This is a genomic window from Nocardiopsis sp. TNDT3, from assembly GCF_003427465.1.
In the GTDB taxonomy this organism is placed as follows: Bacteria; Actinomycetota; Actinomycetes; order Streptosporangiales; family Streptosporangiaceae; genus Nocardiopsis; species Nocardiopsis dassonvillei.
In genome coordinates, this window is sequence record NZ_QPFC01001138.1 from 1 (window position 1) to 2,103 (window position 2,103).

Annotated in this window: 2 protein-coding genes and 2 pseudogenes; 2 read left to right on the forward strand and 2 right to left on the reverse strand. The window is 65.5% G+C overall.

The annotated features are described in order from the left end of the window. Window positions 1–109: 109 nt before the first annotated feature. Window positions 110–293, reverse strand: a pseudogene (locus DQW06_RS29685) (transposase); the annotation flags it as partial. 161 nt (window positions 294–454) lie between these two features. After that, window positions 455–1,306, reverse strand: coding sequence for an enoyl-CoA hydratase/isomerase family protein (locus DQW06_RS24795; protein ID WP_117199414.1), 852 nt, complete (start codon window positions 1,304–1,306; stop codon window positions 455–457). Window positions 1,307–1,348: 42 nt separating this feature from the next. On the opposite strand from DQW06_RS24795, the gene DQW06_RS24800 reads away from it, so the two are divergent. Both DQW06_RS24800 and DQW06_RS24805 read left to right on the forward strand, forming a co-directional pair. Beyond that, the gene (locus DQW06_RS24800) at window positions 1,349–1,753 is read left to right on the forward strand and encodes a helix-turn-helix domain-containing protein (protein WP_117199415.1); all 405 of its coding nucleotides are present in this window, start codon (window positions 1,349–1,351) and stop codon (window positions 1,751–1,753) included. Between the two features lie 56 nt (window positions 1,754–1,809). After that, window positions 1,810–2,103: pseudogene (locus tag DQW06_RS24805) on the forward strand (transposase); the annotation flags it as partial.

The window sequence follows — 2,103 nt, forward strand, 5'->3', positions numbered from 1 at the left end:
GGGGTATGAGCTGGGTGACGTCGTGACGGTTTCCTCTGGTCAGCGACGCCCCGGCCTCGGTCCAGTCCCGTAACCGCCGCCACGCTGTCACGCCGCTGCACCCGGTCTACTCGGCGGGTACATCTCTCCAGCTCACGTTCTTACGCAGTACCTAAAACGACGCCTTGCAGGGCCGCGCGGTCGTCCGCCGACAGGCGGCCCGGATACCGCCGACGGCGCGGCTGCCGAGGCGACAGCAGCGGAGCGATACGTTCCCACAGATCATCAGGCACAAGATCATCCGGTACCTGGATCACTCTGCCGCCACCGGATCCGATCGCCAAGCCCTCACACCGAACTCATCCCGAAACAACCAGCTTCACAGAGTTGAAGGCGGCCCGTACGGTCGTTCGGACCGAATTACCAAACGGACCGTACGGACAACTTCTGCACTCCACCCGCGCAGGGCGATTCGTTACGAATGTCGGACGAGGTTCGCGCGCAGCACCTTTTCGAGGTTCAGCTCCACCTCGCGCGTGTGAACCCCGGCCGCGAGCGCTGCCCGCGCAAGCTCTCCAGACGCAGGAGTGAACGTTTCGCCGAGCAGGCGGTTTTCCGCGCGCAGTGCGTCCTCAAGCGTGCCGTCGGCCGCGTCGATTGCTTCGATAGCCGCGGCGCGGACACCGTCGGGCAAAGACGCGATGGCCAGTGCGACCCACTCAACATATTCATCCAGTTCTGCGGCGGGCAGAGCTCGGTTCACCCAACCCCACCGCTCGGCAGTCGCCGCGTCGACGAGCCCGCCTGTCAGCACGATCTCCAGAGCGCGAGCGCGACCCACGAGGCGGGGCAGGTGGGCAGTTGCACCGGCTCCAGGGACGATGCCGATCAGTGCCTCGAACTGGCCGAACGCCGCAGTCTCGAGGGCCGCGAATCGCAGATCCAGGCTGGAGACCAGCTCGGCTCCACCGCCACGGGCGAGTCCGGCGACCTTGGCGATGGTGGTCTGAGGCAGACGCCGCCAGCGTTCATGAAGCCGCATCATCGGGCCCGTCCCGACAAGCGTCTCCTCCGCGACCGGGAGGGCGGCGTAGGTCGCGGGGTCCTCCACGAATGACAGGTCGCCGTGCGCCAGGAAGAACTCCGGATTAGCGCTCTGGACCACGATGACGTGCAGATCGGGATCATTCTCGGCCGATGCAGCGACGGCGTCCAGGTCGAGCATGAGCTGCGCCGTCATCAGGTTGACGGGCGGAACATCAATCGAGACCCATAGCACTCCGTCCTGGCGCTTGAGATTGAGGCTGGGCAGGGACTGTTCGGTCATGAGGTTCCTTTGGTTTGCCGGTATCTCTGGTATACCTGGTGTATGGCAGGTACTTCAAAGAAACCTGGTATCCGCGAAGATCGGGCCGATCACGAGACCATCGTTGGTCCGCAGCGCGAGCTCCTGGATCAGCTGCTGGACAAGTGGGGTCATCTGCTGCTGGCCGCGTTGTGCCGGCAGCCGCGACGCTTCAACGAGCTCAAGAGAGAGCTCGATGGGGTCACTCAAAAATCGCTGACGCAGGCACTGCGACGGTTGGAACGCAACGGCCTCGTCGAGCGCCGGGTACTGACGCAGCGCCCCGTTGCTGTGGAGTACCGGATCACACCGCTGGGCCGCACGCTTGAGGAGCCCTTCTCGATCCTGCGCTCCTGGACCGCCGACCACCTCCCCGAAGTCGAACGACACAGGGAGGCATTTGACAAAGGCGCGGACACCCTTCACTGATTTTTTCGGGATGGGTTCGGTGTGAGGGCTTGGCGATCGGATCCGGTGGCGGCAGAGTGGTCCAGGTGCCGGATGATCTGTGGGAACGTGTCGCGCCGCTGCTCCCTCCTCGTCCGCCGCGGCGTCGGCCCGCCTGCCGGTGGATGACCGTGCGGCTCTGCGCGGGATCGTCTACGTCTTGCGCATGGGTGTGACCTGGGCGGATGTGCCGACCGAGACGATCGGCTGCAGCGGGGTGACGTGCTGGCGGCGCCTGCGGGACTGGACCGAGGCCGGCGTCTGGCCCCGCCTGCACGAAATCCTCCCCACGGAATTACGCAGAGCCGCACGGTCATCCACCGGCAGGCGGG

Excerpts from the sequence above, each read along its gene's own strand:
- DQW06_RS24795 (WP_117199414.1), bottom strand. The coding sequence starts at position 1,306 with ATGACCGAACAGTCCCTGCCCAGCCTCAATCTCAAGCGCCAGGACGGA.
- DQW06_RS24800 (WP_117199415.1), top strand. The coding sequence starts at position 1,349 with ATGGCAGGTACTTCAAAGAAACCTGGTATCCGCGAAGATCGGGCCGAT.